31 protein-coding genes are annotated in these 26,008 nt (G+C 72.9%); 14 read left to right on the forward strand and 17 right to left on the reverse strand.

Annotated elements, in window-relative coordinates; genetic code table 11:
• Positions 1 to 19: 19 nt before the first annotated feature.
• The 3 genes from DQ237_RS05240 to DQ237_RS05250 are packed head-to-tail and all read right to left on the reverse strand — an operon-like array spanning position 20 to position 1,687.
• Positions 20 to 766, reverse strand: a complete 747-nt coding sequence (locus DQ237_RS05240) for a hypothetical protein (RefSeq protein ID WP_113797874.1) — start codon at positions 764 to 766, stop codon at positions 20 to 22.
• Positions 763 to 1,254 (reverse strand): glutathione peroxidase, encoded by a 492-nt coding sequence (locus tag DQ237_RS05245; RefSeq protein ID WP_113797876.1) that lies wholly within the window; start codon positions 1,252 to 1,254, stop codon positions 763 to 765. The genes DQ237_RS05240 and DQ237_RS05245 overlap by 4 nt, the downstream gene beginning before the upstream one ends.
• A gap of 28 nt (positions 1,255 to 1,282) precedes the next feature.
• Positions 1,283 to 1,687, reverse strand: a complete 405-nt coding sequence (locus tag DQ237_RS05250) for a DUF2237 family protein (RefSeq protein ID WP_113797878.1) — start codon at positions 1,685 to 1,687, stop codon at positions 1,283 to 1,285.
• A gap of 54 nt (positions 1,688 to 1,741) precedes the next feature.
• On the opposite strand from DQ237_RS05250, the gene DQ237_RS05255 reads away from it, so the two are divergent.
• Complete coding sequence (locus DQ237_RS05255) at positions 1,742 to 3,721, forward strand: acetoacetate--CoA ligase (RefSeq protein ID WP_113797880.1); 1,980 nt, start codon at positions 1,742 to 1,744, stop codon at positions 3,719 to 3,721.
• A 154-nt stretch (positions 3,722 to 3,875) separates the two neighbouring features.
• A complete protein-coding gene (locus DQ237_RS05260; protein ID WP_113797882.1) occupies positions 3,876 to 5,147 on the forward strand; it encodes an acyl-CoA dehydrogenase family protein in 1,272 nt (423 codons plus the stop codon).
• A 171-nt stretch (positions 5,148 to 5,318) separates the two neighbouring features.
• On the opposite strand, the gene DQ237_RS05265 is transcribed toward DQ237_RS05260, so the two are convergent.
• The 6 genes from DQ237_RS05265 to DQ237_RS05290 all read right to left on the reverse strand — a co-directional run bounded on the left by DQ237_RS05265 (position 5,319) and on the right by DQ237_RS05290 (position 9,962).
• On the reverse strand, positions 5,319 to 6,341 hold the full coding sequence (locus DQ237_RS05265) for a MerR family transcriptional regulator (RefSeq protein ID WP_205730081.1): 1,023 nt from the start codon (positions 6,339 to 6,341) through the stop codon (positions 5,319 to 5,321).
• 104 nt (positions 6,342 to 6,445) lie between these two features.
• Complete coding sequence (locus tag DQ237_RS05270; RefSeq protein WP_113797884.1) at positions 6,446 to 8,167, reverse strand: alpha-glucosidase; 1,722 nt, start codon at positions 8,165 to 8,167, stop codon at positions 6,446 to 6,448.
• A gap of 26 nt (positions 8,168 to 8,193) precedes the next feature.
• Positions 8,194 to 8,637, reverse strand: a complete 444-nt coding sequence (locus DQ237_RS05275) for an SRPBCC domain-containing protein (protein ID WP_113797887.1) — start codon at positions 8,635 to 8,637, stop codon at positions 8,194 to 8,196.
• Positions 8,638 to 8,651: 14 nt separating this feature from the next.
• A complete protein-coding gene (locus DQ237_RS05280; RefSeq protein WP_113797889.1) occupies positions 8,652 to 9,014 on the reverse strand; it encodes a winged helix-turn-helix domain-containing protein in 363 nt (120 codons plus the stop codon).
• 5 nt (positions 9,015 to 9,019) lie between these two features.
• A complete protein-coding gene (locus DQ237_RS05285) occupies positions 9,020 to 9,481 on the reverse strand; it encodes an SRPBCC domain-containing protein (protein WP_113797891.1) in 462 nt (153 codons plus the stop codon).
• A 91-nt stretch (positions 9,482 to 9,572) separates the two neighbouring features.
• Positions 9,573 to 9,962: a VOC family protein gene (locus DQ237_RS05290; protein ID WP_113797893.1), complete on the reverse strand. Its 390-nt coding sequence runs from the start codon at positions 9,960 to 9,962 to the stop codon at positions 9,573 to 9,575.
• A 113-nt stretch (positions 9,963 to 10,075) separates the two neighbouring features.
• Here DQ237_RS05290 and DQ237_RS05295 point away from each other — a divergent pair, with 113 nt between their 5' ends.
• Positions 10,076 to 11,416 (forward strand): MFS transporter, encoded by a 1,341-nt coding sequence (locus DQ237_RS05295; protein ID WP_113797895.1) that lies wholly within the window; start codon positions 10,076 to 10,078, stop codon positions 11,414 to 11,416.
• The gene (locus DQ237_RS05300; protein ID WP_113797897.1) at positions 11,404 to 11,781 is read left to right on the forward strand and encodes an FKBP-type peptidyl-prolyl cis-trans isomerase; all 378 of its coding nucleotides are present in this window, start codon (positions 11,404 to 11,406) and stop codon (positions 11,779 to 11,781) included. Before DQ237_RS05295 ends, DQ237_RS05300 begins: the two co-directional genes overlap by 13 nt.
• Positions 11,782 to 11,805: 24 nt before the next feature.
• Here DQ237_RS05300 and DQ237_RS05305 read toward each other — a convergent pair whose 3' ends face one another.
• A complete protein-coding gene (locus DQ237_RS05305; protein WP_113797899.1) occupies positions 11,806 to 12,189 on the reverse strand; it encodes a MerR family transcriptional regulator in 384 nt (127 codons plus the stop codon).
• Between the two features lie 82 nt (positions 12,190 to 12,271).
• On the opposite strand from DQ237_RS05305, the gene DQ237_RS05310 reads away from it, so the two are divergent.
• The 5 genes from DQ237_RS05310 (at position 12,272) to DQ237_RS05325 (ending at position 16,026) form a co-directional block, all read left to right on the forward strand.
• Positions 12,272 to 13,474 (forward strand): MFS transporter, encoded by a 1,203-nt coding sequence (locus DQ237_RS05310; protein WP_113797901.1) that lies wholly within the window; start codon positions 12,272 to 12,274, stop codon positions 13,472 to 13,474.
• 38 nt (positions 13,475 to 13,512) lie between these two features.
• On the forward strand, positions 13,513 to 14,517 hold the full coding sequence (locus tag DQ237_RS05315; protein WP_113797903.1) for a cation diffusion facilitator family transporter: 1,005 nt from the start codon (positions 13,513 to 13,515) through the stop codon (positions 14,515 to 14,517).
• A gap of 116 nt (positions 14,518 to 14,633) precedes the next feature.
• Positions 14,634 to 14,987, forward strand: coding sequence for an mAFB alternative (locus DQ237_RS19405; RefSeq protein WP_147251745.1), 354 nt, complete (start codon positions 14,634 to 14,636; stop codon positions 14,985 to 14,987).
• A gap of 9 nt (positions 14,988 to 14,996) precedes the next feature.
• Positions 14,997 to 15,209 (forward strand): hypothetical protein, encoded by a 213-nt coding sequence (locus DQ237_RS05320; RefSeq protein WP_113797904.1) that lies wholly within the window; start codon positions 14,997 to 14,999, stop codon positions 15,207 to 15,209.
• A 124-nt stretch (positions 15,210 to 15,333) separates the two neighbouring features.
• Positions 15,334 to 16,026 carry a DsbA family oxidoreductase gene (locus tag DQ237_RS05325; RefSeq protein ID WP_113797907.1) on the forward strand — a complete coding sequence of 231 codons (693 nt, stop codon included), beginning with the start codon at positions 15,334 to 15,336 and terminating at the stop codon, positions 16,024 to 16,026.
• Here the strand turns inward: DQ237_RS05325 and DQ237_RS05330 are convergent.
• The 3 genes from DQ237_RS05330 to DQ237_RS05340 form a co-directional block, all read right to left on the reverse strand.
• Positions 16,023 to 16,979: a nitronate monooxygenase family protein gene (locus DQ237_RS05330; protein WP_205730082.1), complete on the reverse strand. Its 957-nt coding sequence runs from the start codon at positions 16,977 to 16,979 to the stop codon at positions 16,023 to 16,025. The genes DQ237_RS05325 and DQ237_RS05330 overlap by 4 nt on opposite strands.
• A 17-nt stretch (positions 16,980 to 16,996) precedes the next feature.
• Entirely contained in the window at positions 16,997 to 17,239 is a 243-nt protein-coding gene (locus tag DQ237_RS05335; RefSeq protein WP_113797911.1) for an acyl carrier protein, read from the reverse strand.
• A gap of 67 nt (positions 17,240 to 17,306) precedes the next feature.
• Positions 17,307 to 17,525 carry a hypothetical protein gene (locus DQ237_RS05340; protein WP_113797913.1) on the reverse strand — a complete coding sequence of 73 codons (219 nt, stop codon included), beginning with the start codon at positions 17,523 to 17,525 and terminating at the stop codon, positions 17,307 to 17,309.
• A 74-nt stretch (positions 17,526 to 17,599) separates the two neighbouring features.
• Here DQ237_RS05340 and DQ237_RS05345 point away from each other — a divergent pair, with 74 nt between their 5' ends.
• Both DQ237_RS05345 and DQ237_RS05350 read left to right on the forward strand, forming a co-directional pair.
• A complete protein-coding gene (locus tag DQ237_RS05345; protein ID WP_205730083.1) occupies positions 17,600 to 17,929 on the forward strand; it encodes a helix-turn-helix transcriptional regulator in 330 nt (109 codons plus the stop codon).
• On the forward strand, positions 17,926 to 18,432 hold the full coding sequence (locus DQ237_RS05350; RefSeq protein ID WP_113797917.1) for an SRPBCC family protein: 507 nt from the start codon (positions 17,926 to 17,928) through the stop codon (positions 18,430 to 18,432). Before DQ237_RS05345 ends, DQ237_RS05350 begins: the two co-directional genes overlap by 4 nt.
• Before the next feature lie 4 nt (positions 18,433 to 18,436).
• Here the strand turns inward: DQ237_RS05350 and DQ237_RS05355 are convergent, their stop codons facing one another.
• Complete coding sequence (locus DQ237_RS05355) at positions 18,437 to 19,597, reverse strand: NADH:flavin oxidoreductase/NADH oxidase (RefSeq protein ID WP_113797919.1); 1,161 nt, start codon at positions 19,595 to 19,597, stop codon at positions 18,437 to 18,439.
• 203 nt (positions 19,598 to 19,800) lie between these two features.
• On the opposite strand from DQ237_RS05355, the gene DQ237_RS05360 reads away from it, so the two are divergent.
• From DQ237_RS05360 to DQ237_RS05370, 3 genes are all read left to right on the forward strand, one after another.
• Entirely contained in the window at positions 19,801 to 21,615 is a 1,815-nt protein-coding gene (locus DQ237_RS05360; RefSeq protein WP_113797921.1) for a phosphoenolpyruvate carboxykinase (GTP), read from the forward strand.
• 113 nt (positions 21,616 to 21,728) lie between these two features.
• Entirely contained in the window at positions 21,729 to 22,985 is a 1,257-nt protein-coding gene (locus DQ237_RS05365) for an MFS transporter (RefSeq protein ID WP_240619429.1), read from the forward strand.
• Between the two features lie 4 nt (positions 22,986 to 22,989).
• On the forward strand, positions 22,990 to 23,655 hold the full coding sequence (locus DQ237_RS05370) for an acVLRF1 family peptidyl-tRNA hydrolase (protein WP_113797923.1): 666 nt from the start codon (positions 22,990 to 22,992) through the stop codon (positions 23,653 to 23,655).
• Positions 23,656 to 23,664: 9 nt separating this feature from the next.
• On the opposite strand, the gene DQ237_RS05375 is transcribed toward DQ237_RS05370, so the two are convergent.
• The 3 genes from DQ237_RS05375 to DQ237_RS05385 are packed head-to-tail and all read right to left on the reverse strand — an operon-like array spanning position 23,665 to position 25,852.
• Positions 23,665 to 24,675, reverse strand: coding sequence for a zinc-binding dehydrogenase (locus DQ237_RS05375; protein WP_166509506.1), 1,011 nt, complete (start codon positions 24,673 to 24,675; stop codon positions 23,665 to 23,667).
• Between the two features lie 9 nt (positions 24,676 to 24,684).
• A complete protein-coding gene (locus DQ237_RS05380) occupies positions 24,685 to 25,575 on the reverse strand; it encodes a YhjD/YihY/BrkB family envelope integrity protein (RefSeq protein ID WP_113797927.1) in 891 nt (296 codons plus the stop codon).
• A gap of 10 nt (positions 25,576 to 25,585) precedes the next feature.
• On the reverse strand, positions 25,586 to 25,852 hold the full coding sequence (locus DQ237_RS05385) for a hypothetical protein (RefSeq protein WP_147251746.1): 267 nt from the start codon (positions 25,850 to 25,852) through the stop codon (positions 25,586 to 25,588).
• Positions 25,853 to 26,008 lie beyond the last annotated feature (156 nt).

The raw sequence follows: 26,008 nt of genomic DNA on the forward strand, positions 1-26,008 counted from the left end.
CGCTGCAGCCGGGTCGGGCTCAGCGCTTCTGGCGCCGGCTGCCGCCGTGCCAGTCCTCCTCGACACCCTTCTCGCCGGTCTGCACACCGAAGGAGGGCAGCTGCGGGCGCTCGCGCAGGCTGCGCTTGAGCTCGGCGAACCCCGGGAACGAGGCCAGCCCGACCACGTGGTCCCACAGCTCGACGGCCTCGTCCGCGCTGGGCAGCCGGCTGATGACCGGACTGAAGAACGCGACCCCCTGACCTCGGCCGTCCGGGGGGCGGAACTGGAGGATCGGCGTCCCGACGTCCTTGCCGGTGAGGGCCAGCGCCTCGTCCGTCTCGGCCTGGATCTGCGCGTCCCAGGCGGTGTCGTCCAGCGCGGCGGCCAGCTCGGCCGGCAGCCCCGCCTCGACGAGGGCCGGCTCGACGAACTCCCGCGTGCCGCGGCGGGTCTCGTCCCCGCGCTGCGCCGCCACCTCGTGGATCCGGGCGCCGAGCGCCTCGTACAGCGGGCCCACGGCCTGCGGGCCGTGCTCGGCCCGCGCGCGGGCGGCCACCCGCAGCAGCCGCAGCCCCGAGGTGTGGCCGGCCTCGTACTCGGGCGGGAAGTGCGTGTCGTAGTCGATGTGCGCGTTGAGCAGCCGCAGCGAGATGAACCGCCACTCGACGGCGTACTCCCGCTGCGCCGCGACCTCGCGCACCCACTGGCCGGTGAGCCAGGCGAACGGGCAGACCGGGTCGAACCAGAAGCGCAGGTCGGCCGTCGTCGACACCGGAGCGCTCACGGGAGCACCGACTCGATCGCGGCGCGGACCTCGGGGGCATCGGGGAGCGTGCGCGGCCGGAAGCGGGCCACGACGTCGCCCGTTCCGGACACCACCCACTTCTCGAAGTTCCACTGCACGTCACCGGCGGCGCCGTCGAGGTCGGGCGTGGTGGTGAGCTGCTGGAACAGCGGATGCGCGGCCTCGCCGTTGACCTCCACCTTCTCGGTCATCGGGAAGGTGACGCCGTACGTCGCCGAGCAGAACTGCTCGATCTCCTCGGCGGTGCCGGGCTCCTGGCCCATGAACTGGTTGCACGGCACGCCGACGACGGTGAACCCGCGCGGGCCGTACTCCTCGTGCAGCGCCTCCAGCGCCGTGTACTGCGGGGTGAGCCCGCACCTGCTGGCCACGTTGACGACCAGCGCCGGGCGGCCGCCGGTGAGCGCGCCGAACGTCGTCGGCTCGCCCTGCAGCGTGGACACGGGCACGTCGAGGAGATCGCTCATGCCCGCGGCAGCACAAGTGGCCCGGCGTTCATTCCAGCTCGCTGATGTCGTCGGGGACGTCGACCGCGTACCGGCGCAGCGCCTCCAGCGGCACGATCTCCAGCGAGCGCGCGTTGGTGGCCGCCAGCACGACCCCCGATGCCGCTCCCGCCTGGTAGGCCTGCAGCCACCGGGTGGCGACGACGCACCAGCGGTCGCCCGGCTTCAGCCCGGGGAAGCCGTACTCCGGCCGCGGGGTGGAGAGGTCGTTGCCCAGCTCCCGCTGCATCGCCAGGAACTCGGTGGAGACGACGGCGCACACGGTGTGGCGGCCGAGGTCCTCCGGGCCCGTGGTGCAGTGCCCGTCGCGGTAGAAGCCGGTGACCGGATCGGTGCCGCACGGTTCGAGCGGGCCGCCGAGCACGTTCCGCTCGTCGTCGGGATCGGGCAGCACGAGCCCTCCTCGGGTGGCGTGGTCGGCGCGCGCACAGGATGGCATGGTCGGGACGTGACCGAGACCACCCGCGAGCTGTGGCGACCGACCCCGGAGAGCATCCGCGGCACCCGGATGGCGGCCTTCGCCCGCTGGGTGGAGGAACGGCGCGGGCTCTCCTTCGGGGATCCGACGGACTACGACGCGCTGTGGCGCTGGTCGGTCGAGCACCTCGACCAGTTCTGGGGCGACGTCGCGCGCTGGACCGGCGTGCTCGACGTCCCGGACCAGCAGGTGCTCACCGACCGGCGCATGCCCGGCGCCGTCTGGTTCCCCGGCACGACGGTCAACTACGCCGAGCAGGCGCTCCGGCACGCGACCGACGCCTACCCGGCGGTCGTCGCGGTCGGAGAGGACGGCGACCCGCGGGAGATCTCCTGGGCGGCGCTGCGGGGCCAGGTCGGCGCCTTCGCCGCCACCCTGCGCGGGCTGGGCGTGGGCCGCGGCGACCGGGTGGTCGGGTACCTGCCCAACGTGCCCGAGGCGATCGTCGCGTTCCTGGGCGCGGCCTCGATCGGCGCGGTGTGGTCGGCGTGCGCGCCCGACTTCGGCACCCGCGCCGTCCTCGACCGGTTCGCCCAGATCGAGCCCACGGTGCTCGTCGCCGTCGACGGCTACCGGTGGGGCGGGCGGTCGCACGACCGGCGGGACGTCGTCGCCGAGCTGCGGGCCGCGCTGCCCACCGTGCGGACGACGGTCGCCGTCCCGAGGCTCTTCCCGGACGAGCTGCCCGACGGCGCGCTGCCGTGGGCGGAGGCCGTGGCCGACGCGCAGGAGCCGGTCTTCGAGCCCACGCCGTTCGACGCCCCGCTGTGGATCCTCTACTCGTCGGGCACCACCGGGCTGCCGAAGGGGATCGTGCACGGGCACGGCGGGGTGGTGCTGGAGCAGCGGAAGTCCGGCACCCTGCACAGCGACCTGAACCCCGGCGACCGCTTCTACTGGTACACCTCGACCGCCTGGATGATGTGGAACGTCGTGGTCTCCTCGCTGCTCTCCGGCGCCACCGCGGTGGTGCACGACGGCGCACCGGCGTACCCGACCGTCGACGCGCAGTTCGCCCTCGCCGCGAAGATCGGCGTCACCCACCTCGGCACCAGCCCCGGGTACCTGGCCGCCTGCCAGAAGGCCGGCATCCGGCCGGGGGAGACCCACGACCTCTCCTCGGTGCGGGTGCTCGGCTGCACCGGTTCGCCGCTGCCGGCCGCGTCCTACGAGTGGGTCTACGACGCGGTCGGCACCGACCTGCAGCTGACCTCGGCCTCCGGCGGCACCGACGTCGCCACCGGGTTCATCGGCTCCAGCCCCCTGCTGCCGGTGACGGCGGGTGAGCTGCAGCGGCCCAACCTGGGCGTCGCCGTCGCCTCGTGGAACGACGCCGGGGAACCGGTGGTCGGCGAGCTGGGCGAGCTGGTGGTCACCGAGCCGATGCCGTCGATGCCGCTGTACTTCTGGAACGACCCTGACGGCGCCCGCTACCGCGCGGCCTACTTCGAGCCGTGGCCCGGGGTGTGGCGGCACGGCGACTGGCTGGAGATCACCGAGCGCGGCACCTGCATCATCACCGGCCGGTCGGACTCCACGCTCAACCGCGGCGGTGTGCGCATGGGCACCGCCGACATCTACGCCGCCGTCGAGTCCTTCCCCGAGGTGGTGGACTGCGTCGTCCTCGGCGTCGAGCTGGCCGACGGCGGCTACTGGATGCCGCTGTTCGTGCAGCTCGCGCCGGGGGAGGAGCTGACCGAGGAGCTGGTCGGCCGACTGAAGGCCGCGATCCGGGAGCAGGCCTCGCCCCGGCACGTGCCCGACGAGGTGCTCGCCGTCCCCGGGGTGCCGCACACCCGCACCGGCAAGCGGCTGGAGGTGCCGCTCAAGCGGCTGTTCCAGGGCGTGGACCCGGCCAAGGCGGTCAACACCGGCACGGTCGACGACGCCTCGCTGGTCGAGCACTACATCGGCCTGGCCCGGGCGCGCGGCTCGAGCCGCGCCACCTGACGTCGAGCCGCGCTGTGGCGCGGCTGAACGTCAGCCTCACCGGCTGATCCCCCGGTGAGGCTGCTCACCCGACGGGTGACGACGGCGTGCGGGGGGAAGGGTTCCCCGCCAAGGTGTACGTGATCATCCGCCGACCGAGGAGGTGCGACCGACGATGACGTCGAGCGCCAGCCAGACCGAGAACGAGATCTGGGAGCCGCAGCCGCCGGTCCTCCTCCCGCCGTGGCACACCCCGGAGCGGGAGGAGCTCCAGGAGCAGGCCCGCCGGTTCGCGATGGACGAGGTGCTCCCGGTCGCCGACGAGCTCGACCCGCAGAAGGGCGAGATCCCGGCGTCGCTGCTGTCCCGGCTGGCCGAGCTCGGCTACTTCGGCATCACCGTGCCCGCCGAGCAGGGCGGCCTCGGCCTCGGCGTCTTCGAGTACTGCATGGTCAGCGAGGAGCTGGCCCGCGCGTGGATGTCGACGGCCAGCATCCTGGCCCGCTCCCAGGGCCTCGGGACGGCCGTGCTCGACGCCGACCGCCGGCACGAGCTGATGGGCCGCAGCGCCCGCGGCGAGTGGATCGGCGCGATCGCGCTGTCCGAGCCCGACGCCGGCTCCGACCTCGCCGGGGTCTCCACCCGCGCCGTCCTCGACGGCGACGAGTGGGTCGTGACCGGGCACAAGCGCTGGTGCGGCAACGCCAAGGCGGCCGACTTCATCCAGGTGCTGGTGCGCGAGCGGGACCCGGAGGAGGGCGAGTCCCGCTCCGCCGGGCTGATCAACCTGCTGCTGGAGAAGAAGCGCGGCGAGTTCCCCGAGGGCCTGACCGGGCACCCGATCGACAAGATCGGCTACCACGGCTTCCTGACCTGGGACCTGCAGTTCGACGGCGTCCGCATCCCGCGCGAGAACGTGATCGACCAGGCCAAGGCCGCGCAGGAGGAGAGCGCCGAGGAGGGCAAGGCGGCCGAGCAGGCCGGGTTCGCCGAGGCGCAGAAGTTCCTCAACACCGCTCGCGTGCACACCGCCGCCCGCGCGGTCGGCCTGGCCCGGGCGGCCTTGGAGGACTCGATCCGCTACCTCCAGGAGCGCGAGCAGTTCGGCCACCCGATCGCCGACTTCCAGGCGCTGCGGTTCAACATCGCCGAGATGGCCGCGCAGATCGAGCAGTCGCGGGCGTTCTACCGGCAGGTCGCGCACCTGCTGGACCTCGGCCTCCCGGTGCACAAGGAGGCCTCGATGGTGAAGCTCGAGGCCACCGAGATGTCGGTGCGGGTGACCAACCAGGCCATGCAGCTGCACGGCGGCAACGGCTACACCACCGAGCGCCAGGTCGAGCGGCACTGGCGCGACGCCCGCCTGACCACGATCTTCGAGGGCACCAGCGAGATCCAGAAGCGGATCATCAGCGACCGCCTGCTGCCCCGATCCCCGCTGACCTGACCGTGGTCGTGCGCTGGTCCACCTCATCCCGCCGAGATGACGTGGACCAGCGCACGGTCACGCTGGCCGGGCCGACCGGATCGCGAGCGCTCTTCCCGGCATGCAGACGCAGGCGCGCTCAGCGTGCGCTCATCGGGGCCGTCGCGCTCCCGACGACCCCGATGAGCAAGATCATCCTGCCGTAAGCCGGATGGGCATCAGCAGGCTGACGTCGCCGGGCCGCTGGGGGTCGCGGAGGGCGAGCGGCGCGAGCGGGCCGTCGAGGTCGAGCAGGAGCTGGCCGGCTTCCCCCGCCTCGAGGGCCTGCAGCAGGAACTCGCGGTTCACGCCGAGCTCGACCTCGCCCAGGGTCAGCACCGTGGCTGTCTCCTCGGCGCCGTCGGGGCCGGTCGGCACCCGGCGGGTGGGTGCGGCCGCCAGCTCGTCCCGGAACCGGGCGACGTCGAGCTCCACCTGCGTGCTGCCCGGCTCCCGGATCAGCGAGCGGTAGGCCGGGTAGTCGGCGTCCACCCGCCGCCCCCGCACCGATCGCTCGCCGGCGGTCAGGACGACGTCGTCGCCGTCGACCTCCAGCGTGAGCGGGGCATCGCCGGTGAACGTGGCCAGCGCCTCGTCCACCAGCGCGACCGGGGCGATCGCGCTGACCGGCCCGCCGTCGAGGGAAGCCCCCGGCAGCGTCCGCACGACCAGCCGGTAGCGGTCGGTGGCCACGAGGCGGACGGCGTCGTCGTCGGCGTCGACGAGGACGCCGGTGAGCATGGGGAGCTCGGGGTCGGTGCCGACGGCGAAGCGGACGGCGCGCATGGCGTCGAGCAGGGCGGTGGTCGTGGTGCTGATCGAGGTCATCGGGCTCTCCGGTGCGAGTAGGGAACGGGCGCGGGAGAGCTCACGACGGGCGTCGGCCAGCCCGTCCTCGAGGCGCCGCAGGTGCGCCTCCAGGACGGCGTCGACGACGGCGAGGTCGTGCCGGTGCTCGAGCACCCGGCTGATCTCGGCGAGCGGCAGACCCACCCGCCGCAGCCGGGCCACGAGCCGGGCGACGACGACCTGCTCGTCGCTGTACCAGCGGTAGTTCGTCCACGGGTCCACGTGCGCTGGCACGAGCACACCGGCGCCGTCGTAGAACCGCAGCGCGCTTACCGTCAGGCCGCTCTCGCGCGCCAGCTGGCCGATCCCCCGCATGCGCTCCTCCACGAGCAGAACCTCCGGCCTCGACCGGGTCGAGGGTCAAGCATCGCCCGTGCGGCGGACATCCCGCGGGCCGGAACGGCGCGCCAGGGGGCAATGCCGCTCGGGCGTCAGGAGAGCCGCAGGACGCGGGCCTCCCAGGGGCGCAGCTCGGCCGGGTCGTCGTCGGGGAGGTTGCCGAGCACCAGCTCGGCGGCCGGTGCCTCGGGCAGCAGGTCGGCCAGCCGGTACGTGGTTCGCGACAGGTTGCAGACGACGAGCAGCTCGTCCTCGCCCATGCGGCGGGTGAACGCGTACACCTCGTCGTGGTCGGGCAGCAGCATCGTGAGGTCGCCCAGCGCCACGACGTCCGAGGAGTGCCGCAGCGCGATCAGCCGCCGGTAGTGGGCGAGCACCGACGTCGGGTCCTCCCGCTGCGCCGCCGCGTTCCACTCGGCGGAGTCGGGGTTGACCGGCAGCCACGGCGTCCCGGTGGTGAACCCGGCGTGCGGCGAGGCGTCCCACTGCACCGGCGTGCGGGCGTTGTCGCGGCTCATCGCCCGCAGCGCAGTCAGCACCTCGACCGGGTCCGCCCCCGCCGACACCGCCTGCACGTGGTGGTTGAGCGACTCGACGTCCCGGAACTGGTCGAGCGAGGTGAACGGGAAGTTCGCCATCCCGATCTCCTCGCCCTGGTACACGTAGGGCGTTCCGCGGTGCAGGTGCAGCAGCGTGGCCAGGCAGGTCGCGGAGTCCCGCCGGTAGCGGGGTGAGTCGTCGCCGAACCGGGAGACGGCGCGCGGCTGGTCGTGGTTGTCCCAGTAGAGGGAGTTCCAGCCGGTCTCGGCAAGCCCGGCCTGCCAGCGCCCGAACGACGCCTTGAGGTCGCGCATGCGCAGCGGCTTCAGGTCCCACTTCGACGTCCCGTGGTCCAGGCCGACGTGCTCGAACTGGAAGACCATGTCCACCTCGGCCCGCGCCGGGTCGGTGAACAGGCGTGCCTGCTCGACCGTCACCCCCGGCATCTCGCCCACGGTGAGGAACGTTCCGTCCCGGCCGGCGAAGACCTCGCGGTGCATCTCGGCCAGGAACTCGTGGATCCGCGGTCCGCAGAGGTAGGACGCCGACCCGTCGCCCAGCGACGTCCCCGGGATCGGCGGCCCGTCGTGCAGGTGCCCGTCCGGCGCGACGTCCTTGCTGATCATGTTGATCACGTCCATGCGGAAGCCGTCGACCCCGCGGTCGAGCCACCACCGCATCATCGCGTGGACCGCCTGCCGGACCTCGGGGTTCTCCCAGTTGAGGTCGGGCTGCTTCCGGTCGAACAGGTGCAGGTAGTACTCGCCGCTGGCGTCGTCGAGCTCCCACGTCGTGCCGGAGAAGAACGACTGCCAGTTGGTCGGCTCCGCGCCCGGTTCGCCGGCCGCGAGACCGGGCCGCGGCGGCCGCCACCAGTACCAGTCCCGCTTCGCCGACGTCGGGGACGACCGGGACTCGGCGAACCAGGGGTGCTCGTCGCTGGTGTGGTTGACGACGAGGTCCATCAGCAGCTTCATCCCGCGCGCGTGCAGGGCCCCGATCAGCTCGTCGAGCTGCTCGAGCGTGCCGAACAGCGGGTCGATCGCCTGGTAGTCGCTGATGTCGTACCCGTTGTCGGCCTGCGGTGAGGCGTAGATGGGCGAGAGCCACAGGACGTCGACGCCGAGGTCGGCGAGGTGGTCGATCCGCTGCAGGATCCCGCCCAGGTCGCCGATCCCGTCGCCGTCGGAGTCGGCGAACGAGCGCGGGTAGACCTGGTAGACGACGGCTCGCGTCCACCAGGCCTGCCCGCTGTGCTGGGGCGGGACGGTCACCGGCCCAGCCCAGCACGTCCCCCCGATCAGTGCCAGTCGCTGATGAGCAGGTCGCGCGGGTCCGGCGCGCCCGTCCCGGTCTCCAGCAGCTGCTTGAGGCTGACCAGGTACGTGGCCCACTTGGTGCTGCAGTGGGACATGAACTCGACCGGCTCCCGCCAGCCCTCGTGCCGGAACAGCACGACGGTCCAGTCGCCGTCCTGGCGGATGTCGAACTGCACGTGGGTGCCGATCCACTCCGCGGGGCCGTCCACGACCTCCCAGCGGACCAGCCTGCCCGGGTCGAGTTCGTCGACCTTCATGTCGATCCCGCCGGGGCCGAACCGGAACTCGATGATGCCGCCGGGTCCGGTGTCCCCGGTGGTCTTCTCGGCCCACCAGCCGGACAGGCCGTCCAGTGTGGTGAGCGCGTCGTACACCCGCTGGGGCGAGGAGTGCTCGACGCCGACGCGGTGCAGGATGTCTGCCATCTCCGTGGTCCTCTCTACTGCTCCTTCTCGGTGGACTGCTGTCCGTTCTCGTGCGCGCGGCGCTGGATCTGCTCGGCCATGCGCTTGATGCGGTGCAGGCGGGCGTCCCAGGCCGCGCCGACGTCGGCGAGCTGGGCGGCGGCCCGGGCGAGCTGCTCGGGGTCGACGCGGAACTGCCGCTCCCGTCCGATGGCGGTGGCGTGCACGAGCCCCACCCGGTCGAGCACGACGAGGTGCTTGGCCACGGCCTGACGCGTCACCGGCAGGCGCTCGCTCAGGCTGGTCGCCGTCCCGCCGCCCTCGCTCAGCAGCAGGTCGAGCATCCGCCGACGGGTTGGGTCCCCGATCGCCGACCAGAGGTCGTCGTCGACCGGCACGGCGCTCAGGCGCTCGCCCCGAGGCGGGCGGCGTACGCGGTGAGCCGGGGGAGGAAGTGGTCCCACCCGTTGACGTGGTCGGCGTGCTCGGCGGCGACCGTGGCCTCCGCCCAGCCGCGCTCGCGGAAGCCGCTCTCGGTCATCCGCAGCCGCGTTCCGCTCCCCGCCGGCTCGAGGGTGAAGACGACGAGCATCGAGTTCCCGGGGGCGGCGACCTCACCTTCGGCATGGGTCCACCGGAAGGAGAACAGCCGGTGCGGAACGGCGTCGACGACGGTGAACTGCACCCAGGAACCGCCGTGCGCGCAGTCGCCGAACCCGAGCCTGCCGGTGCCGCCGGGTGCGACCGGGTAGTCCGCCTCGTCCGACCACCACTCCCGCACGTGCCGGGGGTCGCTCACCACGTCGAAGACGACCTCGGGTGAGGCGTCGATGTGGAGCTCCCGCTCGATCGTCCCGTGTTCCATGCCGGCCCCTCTCGCAACTTCTGGTTGCACGAGACGGTAGACCCGGGCGACGGTGACCGCAACCATTTGTTGCGCAAACGGTGGCGGGTGCTCAGCCGGTGGGGAACCCGTGGTGGACCGCCTCGACGTTGTTGCCGTCGAGGTCGCGGAAGAAGACGCCGTAGTAGCCGGGGTGGTACTCCGGCCACTCGCGCGGCGCATGCAGGATCTCCGCGCCGGCCTCCTGCGCGGCGGCGAAGACGGCGTCGACCGCCTCTCGCGAGGGCGCCGCCAGGGCGAGGTGCACCGGACGGTGGCCGGTGTCCTCCTCCGGGCTGGTCCAGAGCTGCGGCATGCCATCGGGGCCGGCCAGGCCGATGACGGGCCCGCCCGGGGTGTCGATCCGCATGGCCTCGCGGACCCCGCAGGCGGCAAAGACGCGCACGTAGAACGCGGCCGCGGCCGAGCTGTCGACGGACTGCAGCCCCAGGTGGTCGATCATGGGGCGGAAGCTAGCGGTGCCCTACGACACCGTCGGCCCCTCGCGCCGCGAAATTCGGGTGCGATCCATCGCACCCGTCGCCCACCATGGGCGTCCACCCCGGGAGGAGAGCCATGGCGCTGCCGCGCGCGCTCGCGCCGCTCCGGCATCCCGCCTACCGGGTGCTGGCCGCCGCGCTGACGCTGTGCCTGCTCACCCAGGGGCTGTGGGCGATCGGCATGGTCTGGCAGGTGGTCGGTCTCGGTGGCGGCCCCGGGGCGCTCTCCCTGGTCGCCGCGATGAGCGCCGGCGGGATGCTGGCCACGGCGCTGCTCGGCGGCGTCCTGGCCGACCGCATCCCGCAGCGCCTGCTGCTGCTGGTCGTCACGCTGCTGCAGGGCTGCGCGGTCACCGTGGCGGCGACGCTCTCGCTGACCGGCGTCCTGGAGGTCTGGCACCTGGCGGTCGTGGCGCTGGTCGACGGTGTCGCGCTCGGGCTGTTCTACCCCGCCTACTCGGCGCTCGTCCCGTCCCTCGTCCCCGCCGAGGACCTGCTCGCGGTCAACGGGCTGGAGGGCGCGGTGCGGCCGATCCTCGGCCAGGCCGCGGGACCGGCCGCCGCCGGGTTCCTCGTGGCCGCGTACTCGCCGGGGGGCGCGCTGGCCGCCACCGCGGGCGTCGCCTTTGCCGCGGCGGCCTGCGTCCGCGCGCTGCCGCACACCCCCGTGCGCCGGGAGGCGGCGGAGGACGGCTCCCGCCCGGGCCTGGTCGCCGACGTGCGTGAGGGCTTCCGGTACATGGTGGCGACGCCGTGGCTGCTGGCCACCCTGCTGTTCGCGGCCTTCATGATCCTGGCCTTCATCGGCCCGTTCGAGGTGCTCGTCCCCTTCGCGATCGAGGACGCCGGCGGAGGACCGAGCCAGCACGCCTGGGTGCTCGCCGTCTACGGCATCGGCGGGGCGCTGGGCTCGCTGCTGGTCGCCTCCTGGCGGTTGCCGCGCCGGTACCTGACGGTGATGAACCTGCTGTGGGGGCTGGGGTGCATCCCGCTGGTGGCCTTCGGCTTCACCACCGACCTCGGCGTCATGCTCGTCGCCGCGTCGGTCGTCGGTGGGACGTCGCAGGCCGGGATGGTCATCTGGGGAACGCTCCTGCAGCGGCGGGTCCCGCCGGCCCTGCTCGGCCGCGTGTCCAGCCTCGACTTCTTCGTCTCGCTGAGCCTCATGCCGCTGTCGATGGCCCTCGCGGGACCGCTGAGCGAGCTGGTCGGCCTCACGGGCGCCTTCCTGGTGGCGGGGCTGGCGCCGCCGGTGCTCGCCGTCGTCGCGATCCTCGCGGCCCGGCTGCCCGCCGACGAGCTGGCCCATCCCCTCGACGTCCCCGCCGAGGAGACCCCGGCCCCGGCCGCTGCTTGGATGGGGGCAGACGGCGCCGGGACCGCCCCGGCGCGGGAGGGAGAACCGTGGCCGAGCTGAGCCGACCGGACGTCGAGCCGCCGACCGGGCCTGCGCCCGACGACCTGGTGATCGAGGACCTCGTCGTGGGCGAGGGCCAGGAGGCCAAGGCCGGCGACCTGGTGAGCGCGCACTACGTGGGCGTCACCCACGACGGCGGCGAGCAGTTCGACGCCTCCTGGGACCGGGGCGACCCGCTGGAGTTCCGCGTGGGCGTCGGCATGGTCATCCAGGGCTGGGACGAGGGCATCGTCGGCATGAAGGTCGGCGGCCGCCGTCGGCTCACCATCCCCGCGCACAAGGCCTACGGCGACCGAGGGGCCGGCGGCGTCATCAAGCCCGGCGCCACGCTGGTCTTCGTCGTCGACCTCGTCGGCATCCGCTGACCTGATCGCGCGGCCGGACGCCGTTCAGGCAGCGGACTCGACGACGGTCACCGTGTCGAGGTACTGCCGGACGGCGTCCCGGCTGCGGGCCAGGCAGCTCAGCTGCTCCTCGAGCCGGTCGAGCTCGGTCCGCAGCATCCCGGCGAACGTCGCCGTGCAGGTGGGCGTCCAGCCCGGGATCGGCGGTTCGTCGGTCGCCAGGCCCATGTCCAGCACGGCGCGGGCGAACCGCGTCGGCAGTCCGGCGTCCAGCAGAGCGCGGATCTCCCGCACGCGGTCGACGTCGCTCGGCCGGTAGCTGCGGTAGCCGTTGGCCGAGCGTTCCGCGGTGAGCAGGTGCTGCTGCTCGTAGTAGCGGAGCATGCGGGCGCTCACCCCGGTCCGCTCGGCCAGCTCGCCGATCTTCACGTGCGCTCCTCCGGGTGCCGGTTCGCGGTGGGGGAAGTTTCTGCTTGACCTTGACACCGGTGTCAATCCTTAGCGTCCTCGCATGCCGTCCGAGACCGCTCCCGCACCCGGTCCGATCCCCGCCGTCGACCCCCCGACGCGACCGCACTGGCGGCTGCTCGGCGCCCTGACCGCAGCGGCCTTCGCCACCGTGACGGTGGAGCTCTCGCCGGCCGGCCTGCTCCCTGGTATCGCCGCCGACCTGCAGGTCAGCACGTCGGCCGCCGGCGTCCTGGTCGCCGTCTGGGCGGTCACGCTGGCCACCACCAGCCTGTTCCTCGTGCGCCTGACCCGGCGGGTGGCGCGGCAGCGGGTCATCGGTCTCGCGCTCCTGGTCTTCGGGCTGGCGACCGTCGCGACCGCGGCCGCCCCGTCGCTCGCGACGGCGATGGTCGCGCGTGTGGTGGGCGCCGCTGCGCACGGGCTGGTGTGGGCGCTGCTCGTGCCGCACGCCGCGAGCCTGGTGCCGCCGGAGCGCCTCGGGCGGGCAGTCTCGGTCGTCCTGGCCGGACCCGCTGCGGCCACGGTGCTCGGGGTTCCTGCCGCCACTGCGCTGGGGAGCGCGGTCGGCTGGCGGGCCGCATTCGTCGTCCTCGCCCTGCTCGTGCTGCCGCCGGCCTGGCTGCTGCTGGGCGGGCGTAGCGCGCAGCGACCGGAGGAGACCGGAGGGGCGGGCGCGTGGTGGCGCGACGCGAGCATGCGCGTCGTCGCGCGCAACGCCGTCGCCACTGCCGCGGTGCTGGCCGGCCACTTCGCCGCGGCCACCTACGTGGCGGTGCTGGTCACCGACGCCGGCGGGCTGTCGGTCGGTGCCGTGCCGGTGGTGCTCTTCGTCTTCGGCGCAGCCGGGGTTGCGGGGCTCGCGGTGTCGGGGCCGCTCGCGGACCGGCGTCCCCGCTCCGCTCTCACGGGAACGGCCGTCGCCTTCGCCGTCGCGCTGGCCGGCCTCGGGCTGCTCGGCCTGCATCCGGCAGTGGCCTTCGTCGTCGTCGTGGTGTGGGGGTTCCTGATCGGCCTGCTGCCGCCGGTGTTCCAGACCCGCATCGCGCGGCTGGCCTCGCCGGAGGTGCGCGACGTCGCCGGTGCGGTGGCCATCTCGGCGCTGAACGTCGGGATCGCCGCCGGCGCGCTCGTCGGGGGAGTGATCCTGGCCCGTGCCGGTACCTCGGGTCTCGTGGTCGCGGCGGCGGTGCTGGCGGCGGCCGGAGCGGGTGGGCTCCTGCTCGACCGCGCGACGCGGCGGTGAGTGCATGCCCCGGCGCCCCGCGGGGCACCGGGGCTGCCATGACCCAGCCCGCGCCCGCGCCCGACCACGAACTCGCCAAGGACGCCGGCGGTGGCGGCGAGAGCGAGTCCACCGGCACCGTCGTCGTCGCGGGCCTGGCCAACCTGGGCATCGCGATCGCGAAGCTGATCGGCGGTCTGCTCAGCCATTCCTCGGCGATGCTGTCGGAGGCGGCGCACTCGCTGGCCGACACGATCACCGAGGTCCTGCTGTTCATCGCGCTCAAGCGCGGCACGAAGGCCCCTGACGCCAAGCACCCGGTCGGCTACGGGCGGGAGACCTACTTCTGGGCGCTGCTGGCCTGCCTGGCGACCTTCACCCTCGGTGCCGGCTTCTCCATCTGGCAGGGCGTAAGCACGATCCGCGGTGGCGAGGAGCAGGGCTCGCCCCTGGTCTCCTACATCGTGCTGGCGGTCTCGTTCGTGCTGGAGGGCTCCTCGCTGATCAAGGCGATCCGCCAGGTGCGCAGCGAGGCCCGCAAGTGGGGGACGACGTCGCGCCGGTACCTCGCGCAGACCACCGACACCACGGTCAAGGCGGTCACCTTCGAGGACAGTGCCGCGCTGGTGGGGCTCGTGCTCGCCGCGCTGGGGCTCACCCTGGAGCACCTCACCGGCGACCCCGTCTGGGACGGCGTGGCCGCGATCGCCATCGGCATCCTGCTGCTCTTCGTGGCCGGCGCGCTCGGGCGGGCGAACGTCTCGCTGCTGATCGGGCAGTCGATCTCGCCGCGGCTCCAGGCCGAGCTCAAGGCCGAGATCATGGCGCTGCCGCAGGTCACCGACGTGCCGTTCATGCTGACCACTGTCATCGGCCCCGGTCAGCTCATCGTCTCGGCCAAGGTGGACTTCGAGGACACCGTCACGGTGGCAGATGTGGAGCGCGCGTCCGACGAGGCAGAGCGCCGGCTGGTCGCCCGCCATGAGGGCGTGCGCTACGTCTTCCTCGACCCGACGCCGGGCGACGGTCGCGCCCGCGCGGAGGTGCACCCTGCGGACGGATAAGCAGGGCTCGCGACGGTGGGCAACGAGCTGATGCGACCGGTTCAGATCCGCAACACGCGGTTCAACTGCGCAAATACACCCTGAGCTAGAGGAATGGCAAGTTCCGTAACGACTCGGTGACGGGACTCCGCGATCAGTTGGTGGCGCTAACCATGTGGGACAGGCTGCCGACCGGTCGCCCACGGCAGGTACGGCTCCGAGCGCAATTGGCTAGTGAAGAAATCGCTGGTGGGCATGCCTTCAACAAGCATGTCGTGCAGCTTGGCGAGTTCTCCGGGGTCACGACTCGCGCTGAGTTTGCCAGCGTGATCGAGAACACCATCATGAAGGGCGAATCGCGCAGCTTGTCAGGCGGGCGAGTGGCGTACTGGAACCAGGGGGTGGTCGTTATTCGAAACCCGAACGCGGTTGATGGTGGAACCGCCTTTCGGCCGACAGATGGGTATGACTACTACACTGGCCTGCACTAGAGGACTGGAGTGGACTTGGAGCTGATAGAAGGAGTTGGGCGCATAATCTTGTCGCTCACCCGTGACGAACTGCTGCTCATTGCCGGGGCGGTGAATGAAGCGATCGAGGCAGTCGATGATTGGGAATTCGCCACCAGGCTAGGCGTGGACAAGGAGGCTGCTAGGACAATGCGGGCCGAGCTGCGCAGGGTTGTCTCTGACCTGCCCCCCGATGGGCACTGATCGGGCTTCCTCGTGTGCGGTGGTCTCGTGGGCGGGGCCTCTTGGTGCCTCCGAATGGGACGACATCGGGAGCACAAATTCATGCACCGGGAATGCTTGAAGCTGCAACGAGGTTGAGGGGGGCATGCAGGTAGAGGTCTGGTCCGACGTCGTGTGTCCGTGGTGCTACATCGGTAAGCGCCGGTTGGAGAGCGCCCTCGAGCAGTTCCCGCATCGGGACCAGGTCGAGGTGATCTGGCGGTCGTTCCAGCTCGACCCGTCCGTTACCGAGGGCGAGACGCACCCGACGCTGCCGGCATTGGCCGCCAAGTACGGCGCCTCGGTCGAGCAGATGCGCGCCAACATGGCGCACGTCGAGGAGCTCGCCGCCGCCGAGGGGCTGGAGTACCACCTGGCCGACGGCATCAGTGGCAACACCCTGCTCGCCCACGAACTGCTGCACCTGGCCGCCGAGCACGGCAAGCGCAACGAGCTCAAGGAGCGCCTGCTGCACGCCTACTTCGAGGAGCAGCGCTCGGTCTTCGACATCGAGTCGCTGGTGCCCTTCGCGGTCGAGGTGGGTCTCGACGAGACCGAGGTCCGCGCGGCGCTGACCGATCGGCGGTACCTGTCCGCCGTCCGCCAGGACGGCGCCACAGCGCAGGCGCTCGGTGCAACCGGTGTTCCGTTCTTCGTCGTCGACCGCAAGTACGGCGCGGCCGGCGCCCAGCCCGCCGAGCTGCTCCTGCAGATCCTCGAGCGCGCCTGGGCCGACGCGAACCCGCTGATCACCGTCCCTGCGGCCGAGGGCTGCGACGACGGCAGCTGCGCCGTCTAACCCAGGAGCTTCGGCATCGCGCGCAGCGCCTTCTCCGCGTCGGCGGTCAGCTCGCGAACCACGTCGGTCGCCGATCGTTCGGTCGTCACCAGGCCCACCGCCTCGCCCGCGTAGAGCGGGGCATTGGCCGGGTCGCCGCCGCGGCGGCCCTCGACGACCCGCTGGCGCGCGACGGCGTCGTCCACCAGGGCCTCCTCGCGGCCGTGCCGCTCGCGGCTGAAGTCGTTGACCAGCGCCCGCCCGGGCCACCGCGAGGGCCAGGCGATGCCCTCGGCGACGTCGAACGCGCGGGTCAGCACCGTCTCGTCGCCGGTGGCCGTGCGGATCCGTGCGCGCGCGGCCGGCTTGTTCAGCCCCTCCGTGCACGAGAGCAGTGCTGTCCCGATCCACACCCCGGCCGCCCCTGCGACCAGGGCGGCGGCCATGGCCCGGCCGGTCGCGATGCCGCCGGCCGCGATCACCGGGCGGTCGGTGAGCGCCAGCACCTCCTGCAGCAGCGGCAGCATCGACCGCTGCCCGGTGTGCCCCCCGGCCTCGGTGCCCTGCGCCACCAGGACGTCGACCCCCGCATCGAGGGCCCGCCGCGCATCGGCCACCGTGTTGACCTGCGCGCAGACAGCGATCCCCGCGTCGTGCAGCGGGCCGACGTAGGGTGCCGGGTCGCCGAAGGAGACCGACACCAGGCTCGGGGCAGCCGCCACGGTCGCCTCGAACAGCTCGGGCTTCGATTCGAGCACCCAGATCATCAGCCCGACGCCGAACGGGGCGTTCCCCACCAGAGCGCACTGCTCGCTCACGACATCTGCTGTGTGGGCGCCGCTGACGCCGATCATGCCGAGCCCACCAGCACGGGAGACGGCGGCAGCCAGCGCACCGCCGGCGACGCCGGCCATCGGCGCACCGATGACCGGCGTCGCGAGGTCGAACCGGCGAGTCAGTGCAGTCCTGATCACGCCGGCCATCCTGCCCGCTACTGCGCGGTGGGGCCGCCCTGCTCGGTGCCCTGCAGGCGGCCGAGGAACTCGTGGCACTTCGCGGCGCGCTTGGAGTCCTGCTCCATCACCTTGCGGAAGAACTTCGCGACGTCGTCCAGGCCCGCGTTCTCGGCGTCCCGGACGTACTGGCCGTAGTCGTGCCCGGCCTTGAGCGAGTGGTACTGGACGGAGATGAGGTCGTAGTAGACGTCCTCGAACCCGGTCTCACCGGTGGCCATCGGTCCTCCTCGGGGATGCAACGTGTGGTGGCCGCCACATACCCGGGAGGACCGGTCCGTCACACCGTCAGGTGGTGGGCCCGTCGGAGAACGCGCCACCGGTGACGTCGCCGCCGCCGGCCTCGTCCGACAGCGTCTGGCTGGTCGCGAGCTCGTCCTCGCCCGTGGCCTCGGGGGTGTCCTCGCCGGAGGCCAGGTTCTCGCCCTCGCCGAGAGCGCCGGGGTCGGCCTGCGTGGTGCGGGGGTCGTTGAGCGGGTCCGGGGTGTCGGGATCGGTCACGGTCATGCCGACCTCCTATCCCGATGCAGCGCGCACGAACCCCTCGACCAACGCGTAACCGCTGTGTTACGCATTCCAGCGTGGAAGCACTGCAGGCGCTCGCCGACCCGACGCGGCGCGAGCTGCTGGCCCTCCTGGCCCGCGGCGAGCGCACCGCGGGCGAGCTCGCGGCCCCCTTCGCGGTCAGCCGCCCGGCCATCAGCCGCCACCTGCGCGTGCTGCGGGAGACCGGGCTGGTCCGCGTGCGGGCCGACGGTCGGGAGCGCCGCTACGCCCTGGACCCGGCGCCGTTGCGGCAGCTGGACCAGTGGCTGGAGCCCTACCGAGACCTCTGGGCGCAGCGCCTCGACGCCCTGGACACCGAGATCGCCCGCGGCCGGCGGGCACCGAGGAACGGAGACCCGGCATGACCGACCTGGAGACCCGGCGCGGCGTCGTCACCACCGAGCCGGACGGCCGGCAGCGGCTGGAGTTCCGGCGCAGCTGGCCCGACCCGATCGAGGACGTGTGGTCCGCGCTCACCGAGCCCGACCGGCTGGCCCGCTGGATCGGCACCTTCGAGGGCGAGCGGGCGCCCGGTGCGATCGGCACCTTCACGATGACCCACGAGGAGGAGCCTGCCGGGGACGCGATGCAGATCGTGGAGTGCTCGCCGCCGCACCGGCTGGTCGTGCAGTGGGTCGAGGAGCAGGAGGGCTCGGGCGTCTGGCGGATCGACCTGGACCTCTCGGTCGAGGAGGGGCGCACGGTCCTGCGCTTCGTCCAGTTCTTCCCGGCCGAGACCACGGTGACCGACTACGCCGGCGGCTGGCACTGGTACCTCGACAAGCTGGACGCCGTGGTCACCGGCGGCCCGGCCCCCGCCGCGTGGGAGCAGTTCTGGACGGAGGTCGGGCCGGGCTATGCGCGCTGAGGGCTCAGGAGGGCTGCACGACCTGCACCGGGTCCGGGCCGGTCCACGGCCCGAGGCGGTCCAGCAGCCGGTCGCGGGAGGCCAGCCGGGGGCCGGCCTGCACCGGGTAGGTCTCGTGGCCGCCGGTCAGCTCCCGTTCCGCGTGGACGGCGAAGTTCGGGTCGTCCTGCGCCTCGCGGGCCAGCGCGACCAGGTCCGCCGCGCCGGAGGCGACGATCGCCTCGGCCTGTCGGGCGTCGACCACCAGCCCGACCGCCATCGTGGCGATGTCGGCCTGCTCGCGGACGGCGGCCGCGTAGGGCACCTGGTACCCGTAGCCGATCGGGTGCTCCCAGCCGCCGCCGATGCCGCCGCCGGACACGTCGACGACGTCGACCCCGCGGGCGCGCAGCTCCCGGGCGAAGGCCACCGTGTCCTCGACGGTCAGTCCCTCGCTGGTGCCGTCCACCGCCGAGACCCGGACGAGCAGCGGCTTCTCCTGCGACCACTCGGCCCGCACCGCCTCGACGACCTCCAGCGGGAAGCGCATCCGCGCCTCGCGCGAGCCGCCGTAGCCGTCCTCCCGCCGGTTGGTGAGCGGGGAGAGGAACTGGTGCAGCAGGTAACCGTGCGCGGCGTGCACCTCGACGACGTCGAAGCCGGCGGCCTCGGCGCGGCGGGTGGCGGCGACGAAGGCCTCCCGCACCTCAGCCATCTCCTCGACGGTCAGCGCGTGGGGCACCGGCCACCCCTCGCCCGCGGGCACCGGCGAGGCGGAGACCGTGGGCCACGGCGCCTCGCCCGGGCGCGCGTTCTGCTCGGTCACCGGACCGCTGCCGTCCCAGGGGCGCAGGCTGCTGGCCTTGGCGCCGGCGTGCGCCAGCTGGATGCCGGCCGCGGCGCCCTCGGCGTGCAGGAAGTCCACGACCCGAGCGAGTCCCGGCACGTGCCCGTCGGACCACAGGCCGACGTCCCCGGGGCTGATCCGCCCCTCGGGCGTGACGCCCGAGGCCTCGACGACCACCAGCCCGAAGCCACCGAGGGCGAACCGGCCCAGGTGCACGAGGTGGTAGTCGCCGACGAAGCCGTCGGTGACCGAGTACTGGCACATCGGTGCCACCGCGAGCCGATTGCGGAGAGTGACGTTCCGGAGGCGAAGCGGCGCAAGCAGGCTGGGGGAGTTCACGGAATGTGGCCAACAACGCCTCCGACCAGGCTCTTCCGAGCTGAGGAGTAGACGTCCTATACGTAACATTCATCGCAGTTACAGCGGGGTGTCCGCGCTTGTACCCTGTCCCGATCCGGGACGGCCGCAGGCGCGGCCGCAGCTGGTACAGCAGGACCGCCGGAGCAGGACTCCGCCCCGGCTACGCAGAGGATGGAGACGCCGTGACTTCCGTGGCCACCCCCGGTCTCGAGAACGCCCCCACGACCCACGCCCGGCTGCTCGCCTGGGTGCGGGAGATGGCCGAGCTGACGACGCCGGACCAGGTGGTCTGGATCGACGGCAGCGAGGAGGAGAACGAGCGGCTCACCCAGAAGCTGGTCGCCGCCGGCACCTTCCGCCCCCTGGAGAAGAAGCCCAACTCCTACTGGTGCGCCTCCGACCCCAGCGACGTGGCGCGCGTCGAGGACCGCACCTTCATCTGCTCGGTCGACGAGGCCGACGCGGGTCCCACCAACAACTGGATGGACCCCAACGAGATGAAGTCGATCATGACGGAGCTGTACCGCGGCTCCATGCGTGGTCGCACCATGTACGTCATCCCGTTCTGCATGGGCCCGATCGAGGCCGAGCACCCGATGTTCGGCGTCGAGATCACCGACTCCGAGTACGTCGTCGTCTCCATGCGCGTCATGGCCCGCATCGGCAGCCGCGTGCTCGAGGCCCTGGGCACCGACCGCCCGTTCGTGCCGGCCATGCACTCCCTCGGCGCCCCGCTGGACGAGGGTCAGGCCGACGTCCCCTGGCCGTGCAGCCAGACCAAGTACATCGTGCAGTTCCCCGAGGAGCGCATGATCTGGTCCTACGGCTCCGGCTACGGCGGCAACGCCCTCCTCGGCAAGAAGGCCTACGCGCTGCGCATCGCCTCCGCCATGGCCCGCGACGAGGGCTGGCTGGCCGAGCACATGCTGATCCTCAAGCTGACCAGCCCGCAGCAGAAGACCTACTACGTCGCCGGTGCCTTCCCCTCGGCGTGCGGCAAGACGAACCTGGCCATGCTCGAGCCCACCATCCCGGGCTGGAAGGTCGAGACCATCGGCGACGACATCGCCTGGATGCGTTTCGGCGAGGACGGCCGGCTCTACGCCACCAACCCCGAGTACGGCCTGTTCGGTGTCGCCCCCGGCACGGGCTGGGACACCAACCCGAACGCCATGCGCACGATCGACAAGGGCAACTCGGTCTTCACCAACGTCGCGCTGACCGACGACGGCGACGTCTGGTGGGAGGGCATGACCGAGGAGCCGCCGGCGCACCTCACCGACTGGAAGGGCCGGGACTGGACGCCGGACAGCGACGAGCTGTCCAGCCACCCGAACAGCCGCTTCTGCACCCCGATCACCCAGTGCCCGATCCTGGCGCCGGAGTACGAGGACCCGAAGGGCGTGCCGATCTCGGCGATCCTCTTCGGCGGCCGCCGCAAGACCACGATCCCGCTGGTCAGCGAGGCCCGGGACTGGAACCACGGCGTGTTCATGGGCGCGACGCTCTCCTCGGAGACCACCGCCGCCGCCACCGGCGCCGTCGGCGTCATCCGTCGCGACCCGTTCGCGATGCTGCCGTTCATCGGCTACAACGCCGCCGACTACTTCGGCCACTGGGTGGAGACCGGCAAGCAGGCCGACGCCGCCAAGCTGCCGAAGATCTTCTACGTCAACTGGTTCCGCCGCGACGAGGACGGCGGCTTCCTGTGGCCGGGCTTCGGCGAGAACAGCCGCGTCCTCAAGTGGGTCATCGAGCGCCTCGAGGGCACCGCTGCCGCCGTCGAGACGCCCGTCGGCCACGTGCCGACGGTCGACTCCCTCGACGTCTCCGGGCTGGACATGACGCCCGAGCAGATCGAGGCCGCGCTCGCCGTCAAGCCCGAGGAGTGGCAGGCGGAGATCCCGCAGATCACCGAGTGGTTCGAGAAGTTCGGCGACAAGCTGCCCACCACGATGTGGGACGAGCTGGAGATCCTCAAGAGCCGTCTGAGCTGAGCCCGGCCCCGCACGGGGCGGCACACGAGGCCCGGAACCGCGCCGGTTCCGGGCCTCGTGCGTCTGGCGCGCGTGCGGCGTCGTCGGGGCAGGAGCCCCGCTGGTCGGTTAGCGTGGCTCTCACCCCCTCCCACGTCCCGGAGGCATCCCCGCTCGTGGCCAATCCGTACCTGCAGGTCCTCCGGACCCCGCATGCCCTGCCGATGGTGATGGCGGCATTCGTCGGCCGCCTGCCCCTCTCGATGGTGGGGCTCGGCTGCGTCCTGCTGGTCGCCTCGGAGACCGGCTCCTACGGCCTGGGCGGCGCCGTCGCGGCCGTCGGGGCCGTGACCACCGCCGTCTCCGGCCCGGTCCTCGGTCGCTGGGCCGATACCCACGGCCAGCGGAAGGTGCTGCTGCCGGTCCTGCTCGTCTTCGTGGTCTCCGGCGTGGGCTTCCTCTTCTCGGTGCGGGAGGACTGGCCGCTCTGGGTCGTCTTCGTCACCGCCGGTCTCGCCGGGGCGTGCATCCCCCCGGTCTCCTCGATGATCCGGGTGCGCTGGACCCATCTGCTGCGCGGCAGCCACCGACTGCCGACCGCACTCGCCATGGAGTCCGTCGTCGACGAGTTCGTGTTCATCGTCGGACCGGTGCTCGTCACCTTCCTCTCCACCACCGGGCACGCCACCTCCGGCGTCGTCACCGCGTTCGCCCTGGCCACGGTGGGCAGCCTGCTGTTCGCCGCCCAGCGGAAGACCGAGCCGGAGCCGCACGGGCACGTGAGCCGGCAGGGCCCGTCGGCGATCCGCACGCGCGGGCTGCGGGTGCTGTTCGTCGTCGGCGCGGCCGTCGGGGCGATCCTCGGCACGCTGGAGATCGCGCTGGTCGCCTTCGCCGAGCAGGTCGGCGCGAAGTCCATGTCCGGGGTCCTCATCGCCGGTCTCGCCCTCGGGTCGATGGCCAGCGGGATCGGCTGGGGCACCGTGCACTGGCGCACCCCACTGCGCCGGCGACTGGCCGTCGTCCTCGTGGTGCTGACCGTGCTGACGGTTCCGCTGCTGGTCGTGCACGACCTCTGGGTCATGCTGCCGTTCGTCGTGGTCGCCGGGGTCGCCGTCTCGCCCTCGCTGATCAGCTCGTTCACCCTCGCCGAGCTGCTCGTGCCCCGCTCGGCGGTCACCGAGGCCTTCACCTGGATCGGCACCGCGCTGGGGCTGGGCGTGGCCCTGGGCGCCTCCGTGGCCGGCAAGATCGTCGACGTCTGGGGGGCGAACGCCGCGTTCGCCGTCGCCACGGTGTCGGCCGGGGTCGCCGCGCTGGTCGTCCTGGCCTTCCAGCGTCTGATGCACGTGCCGGCCGAGCGCGCTCCCGAGCCGGCGCTGGCCGGCTGACCCGGTGGCCCGGCCCCGCCCGGCCGCCGGCGGCGGTCGGCAGCTGGGCGTCGCCCCCGACCGGCTCGGCCGCTGGCTGGACGGCGTGGCCACCCGGCACGGCGCGTTCGACGACGTGCGCGCCGTCGACGACGGCCTGGTGATCACCTGCGCCGACAGCACCGCCGTCACGCTGCGGGCACCGTTCGGCTGGACCCCGGAGCCGCCCCTGCTCGCCGGGTTCACCGCCGCCGTGCAGCGGCCCGCCCGCGCCGCGGTGCTCCTCGTCCGCCGCGGTCGCTGGGCGGTCGCGGTGTTCGACGGGGACCGGCTGGTCGTCTCCAAGGTCGACGCGCGCCAGGTGCAGGGCCGCACCGCGGCCGGCGGCTGGTCCCAGCAGCGGTTCGCCCGGAGGCGGGCGAACCAGACCGACGCGGTCGTCGACCACGCGGTCGAGACCGCCGTCCGGGTCCTCCTGCCGCACCAGGACGGACTGGCGGCCCTGTTCACCGGCGGGGACCGGGGCCTCGTCGACGACGTGCTCGCCGACCCGCGGCTGCGGCCGCTCGCCGCGCTGCGCCGGGATGCGTTCCTCGAGGTCGGGGAGCCCACCAAGGCGGTCCTGCTGGAGACGCCGAAGCAGTTCCGTGCGGTCGCCGTGCACATCGTGGAGCCCGGCGACCGCTCCTGACCGACCGGGTCAGGGGGTGATGACCAGCCGGATGGGATCGCCCTGCTTCTGCGCCAGCCGCTCCACGCCCTCGGCGGCCTCGGTCAACGGCAGCGTGCCGGAGATCGACCTCGAGAGGTCCAGCCGGCCGTGCCGGACCAGGTTCACCAGCTCCACCACGTGGGCCGGCTCCGAGCCGTAGTGGCCGAGGATCCGCTGCCCGAAGTAGCTGAACTGGGTGCCGTTGCGGATCGTCAGCGGCTGGTCGGTCAACCCGACGAGCACGAGGGCGCCGTCCCGTTCCAGGCACCGCACGGCCTGCTCGCGCACCGGGGCGACCCCGGCGAAGTCGAAGGCGACGGCCAGGCCGGCGCCCCCGGTCAGCTCGCGCACGCGGGTGGCGATGTCGTCGGAGGGGTCCAGCGCGAGGTCCGCGCCGAAGTCCAGCGCGCGCTGCCGAGCGGCGGGCACCGGGTCGACGGCGACGATCGGCGCGGCCCCGGCCAGGCGCAGCAGCTGCACCGCGTGCGCCCCCAGCCCCCCGATGCCCCAGACGCCGACCGGCTGCGCCGCGCGGACCTGCGCGGTGCGCACGATCGAGGCCCACGGTGTCGAGACGGCGTCGGGCACGATGCAGGCCTGTTCCAGCGGCAGGTCGTCGGGCACCGGCACGAGCGTGTCGACGGTCGCCAGCGCGTACTCGGCCCAGCCGCCGTCGTAGTCGACGCCCCGGGTGTGCACCCAGTCGCCCTTCTGCTCCCCGGCCTGCAGGAGCACGCGGGCACCCTCGGCCCAGCCGGTGACGCCGTCCCCCGGCTCGGCCACGGTCCCCGCCACCTCGTGCCCCAGGGTGACCTCGTCACCCGCGAGGAAGAGCGGGGAGAGCTGGCCCTCGATGAGGTGCACGTCGGACAGGCAGATCCCTGCGGCGGCCACCTTGACCAGCACCTCGCCGGGGCCGGGGGTGGGCTTGGGCACCTCCTTGACGACGAACTCGCGGGTGCGCACGTTGAGCCGGCCGGCCAGCATCGAGTCAGGCATGCGTCGTTCCTACCGCCCGACGGCCCCGGCCACATCACGCGGGCGACGCAGGAGGTCGTCGAGGGCCCGGGTGGCCAGCCAGCCGACCACCACGACGAGGTGCAGCACGAACAGCCAGAGCCCGATGGCGACGACGCCGCCGACGACGTCCAGGCCGCCGAACGGCGCGCCCAGGTCCAGCGGCAGCGACAGGAAGAGCACGAACCCCTGCAGGAAGCCCGAGAGGCAGGCTGCGGTGAACAGGGAGCCGGTCCCGAGCGCCCGGAGGCCGACCCGTCCACCGGCGACGACGCGGAAGCCGAAGGCCAGGGGCAGCGTGAGCGCGGCGAGCACCGCGTAGAAGCCGAGCGCCACCCGCCCGAGGTCGGCCGCGAACCCGCCGTCCCGCGCCAGGTCGGCCATCACCGAGGCGACGAGCAGGAGCGGGTACAGCACCACCGGCGCGAGGAGCAGCAGGGGCAGCGACGCCAGCCGCCCCCGCCAGCCGGTGAGCCCCTCCTCGCGGGTGCTGAAGCGCAGCAGCGCGCGGCGGAACCCCTCCCCGTAGAGCGACATGGGGACGAGGGCCAGCAGCGCGCCGAGCGGGCTGAGCCCGAGGCCGGCGTCGACGAGCCGGGCCACCGCCTCGGGGGCGCCCAGCTCTGCGGGCAGCAGATCGGCCAGCCGTCCGCCGAGCTCGTGCACGCGCTCCGGCGACGTCAGGAGGCCGGTCAGGGCGAAGGCGAGCAGCAGCAGCGGGACGACGGCGATGCCCGCGTAGAAGGTCAGGCCTGCGGCGAGGAGCGCGAGGTCACGGCCGACCAGTCCCTCGCGGACCCCCGCGACCACGCCGGCGAGGACGGACCGCGGTCGGACGCCGGTCGGGCGGGCGGGTGCGGCGTCGCCGGGAGCGCGCCTCACCGCGCCTCGGTCACGGGTTGCTGTTGCCTTCGTTCTTGCCGGTCTCCTCGCAGCTCGCGTCGTGCGGGTTGCTGGCCTGGTCGGAGGTCGAGTCGCAGTTGGTCTCGCCCCGCCCGACGTCGGTGTTGTCGCCGCAGGCGACGAGGGAGCCGACGACGGCCAGCAGCAGCAGCGGCTTGCGGAGGTCCATGGAGAGGTAGTGGTCCCCGGGTGCCGCGCCGAAACCGACAGCACGCCGGTGGCGCGGGATCCGCCGGCGTTGTGACTCAGCGCGCACGAAGAATTACACAAATGTCGTTCGGGGGATTGTCACGGCACGGTCACGGCCCCTACGGTGAGTGCGTCCGCCGGGGCGTTCAGTCACTTCCTTCCCGAGTGACACCGGTCGGGCACCGTCAGCCGAGCAGCCGCACCCGCGGAGGCCAGGCCGGGC

The organism is Blastococcus sp. TF02-8 (assembly GCF_003319175.1).
Taxonomy (GTDB): domain Bacteria; phylum Actinomycetota; class Actinomycetes; order Mycobacteriales; family Geodermatophilaceae; genus Blastococcus.